We start from the raw sequence: 2,495 nt of genomic DNA on the forward strand, positions 1-2,495 counted from the left end.
GTCCTCGCCCCGTCCGGGGCGGCCCCCCGCGCCCGTCGCCGGACGCGGCGCGCGCTCGCCGACCCGCTGCTGGTCGTCCTCGTGGCGGCCTCCGCGCTGCTGGCCGTCCCGCCGCGCGAGGCGGCGGCCGAGCCGAACCTCATCACCAACCCCGGCTTCGAGACCCCCGGCACCGGTGACATGCCCGCCTGCTGGTCCCGGGCCGGCTGGGGTGACCACGACTTCACCATCGAGCCGACCGGGGACGCCCACAGCGGCACCACCGCCATGGAGGTGACCCTCGCCAACCGGGAGAGCGGCGACCGCAAGGCACTGATCACCGAGAGCCCCGAGTGCGCCCCGACGGTCACCGAGGGCGCGCAGTACGACCTGTCGGTGTACTACAGGGCGACCACCCCGAGCGTGGCGATCACCCTGTTCCGGCACGACACCGCCTCGGGCTGGCAGTACTGGACCGACGTCTCCACCCTCCCGGCGGCGGCCGACTGGGAGGAGGCGCGGGTGCGCACCCCGGTCGTCCCGCCGGACACCGACCGGATCTCCTGGGGCGTCTCGCTCTTCGACGACGGCACCCTGATCACCGACGACTACTCGATGGTCGAGGTGGAGACCCCCGCGCCGGATCCGGTGTGCACGGGCACCGCGCGGGAGTGCGCCGAGGGCTCCTGGGACGTGCTGCCGGTGGACAACCCGGTGCGCAGCATGCACTCCGTCGTCCTGCACAACGGCAAGGTGCTGTTGATCGCCGGTTCCGGCAACGACGAGGACATGTTCGCCGCCGGCACCTTCACCTCTGCGGTGTACGACCCGTCGGACGGCTCGTACACCGTCATACCCACGCCGGTGGACATGTTCTGCGCCGGGCACGTGCAACTGGCGGACGGCCGGGTGCTGGTGATGAGCGGCAACCTGGCGTATCCGGCGCCCGACGGCTCGCACGACTACCAGGGGTTCAAGGACTCCTACATCTTCGACCCCGACACCGAGACGTACGTCCGCACCAACGACATGAACGACGGGCACTGGTACCCGTCGGCGACCATCCTCGGCAACGGTGACGTGCTCTCCTTCGGCGGCCTGCGCGAGGACTCCACCGGCAGTGTGACCGCCGAGCGCTGGTCACACGAGGAGGAGCGGTGGTTGCCGCTGTACCGGGTGAACCAGACCTGGTCGTTCTGGGGCCTGTACCCGGCGATGATCCTCATGCAGGACGGCCGGCTGTTCTACTCCGGCAGCCACGTCTTCGGCGACGGCCTGCCCGGCACCGGCGCCTCGATATACGACTACGACGCCAACACCATCACCGACGTGCCCGGCCTACGGGCCAAGGACGAACGGGACCAGTCGGCGAGCGTGCTGTTGCCCCCCGCGCAGGACCAGCGGGTGCTGACCATCGGCGGCGGCAACATCGACACCAACCCGGAGGCCAACCGGCTGACCGACATCATCGACCTCAAGGAGCCGAGCCCGGGGTACGAGCCGGGCCCGCCGCTGCCGCGGGGGGCGGTCGACCTCGGGGCGGGACCGGTCCCGCAGACCGGTGACCAGGGCAAGATGTACCTCTCGGCGGTGCTGCTGCCGGACGGGACGGTGCTGGAGACCGGCGGCGCCCTGCACAACCGGGCCGATCCCGTCTTCTCCGCCTCCGTCTTCGACCCGACGACGGACACCTTCACCCCGGTGGCCGCCGACCCGGAGGCGCGCGGCTACCACTCCTCGGCGTTCCTGCTGCCCGACGGCCGGGTGATGGCCACCGGCGACAACCCGGGCGACGGGTCGTGGAACCACAGGGTCTCCGTCTACAGCCCGCCCTACCTCTTCAAGGGCGACCGACCGGAGATCGTCTCGGTGGACGGGAACCAGTGGGAGTACGGGGAGACCCGGTCGATCACGGTGGATCGGCCGATCACCCGGGCGGCGCTGATCCGCCCGGCGGCCGTCACCCACTCCTCCGACCCCAACCAGCGGTACGTGGACCTGCCGATGACCGTGGGCCCCGATGGCACCGACATCGACCTGCACGTGACGGGCAACCCCAACCTGGCGCCGCCCGGTTGGTACATGCTCTTCACCGTGGACGCCGACGGGGTGCCCTCGGAGGCGGAGTGGGTGCGGGTCGGGGAGACCGACGCGCAGGCGTTGGCCGCCGCGCTGGAGACGGCGCACGTGCACGACTTCGCCGGGGACCTCGACGCCGAACCGCGCGGCCCGGAACCGTCCCGCGGGTCGGTGCCGGTCGGCCCGGCCGCCGACGCGGAGGGTGCCGGCACGCCGGACGGGGAGGGTGTCGGGGCCGCCGCCGGGAGCGCGACGGTCGGGGTCTCCGGCTGCGAGCGGGCCTACGGCGACGCGGGGGTCTGCGTGCCGGCGGCCTTCCCGGAGTCGGTGCCGCCGACGCCGGCCGAGCGCTGTTCCTGGCTGCGGGAGCGCGGCATCGGCGAGCAGACGCTCAACGGCGGGGAGGACCCGCTGGGGCTGGACCCGGACGGGGACGG

General features: G+C 72.6%; 1 protein-coding gene. It reads left to right on the top strand.

Annotated features, from left to right (window positions below):
• Window positions 1-66: 66 nt before the first annotated feature.
• The coding region (locus tag FNQ90_RS19605) for a galactose oxidase-like domain-containing protein (protein ID WP_228471410.1) at window positions 67-2,495 on the top strand (2,429 nt) is incomplete at its 3' end.

The organism is Streptomyces alkaliphilus (assembly GCF_014141535.1).
Taxonomy (GTDB): Bacteria; Actinomycetota; Actinomycetes; order Streptomycetales; family Streptomycetaceae; genus Streptomyces; species Streptomyces alkaliphilus.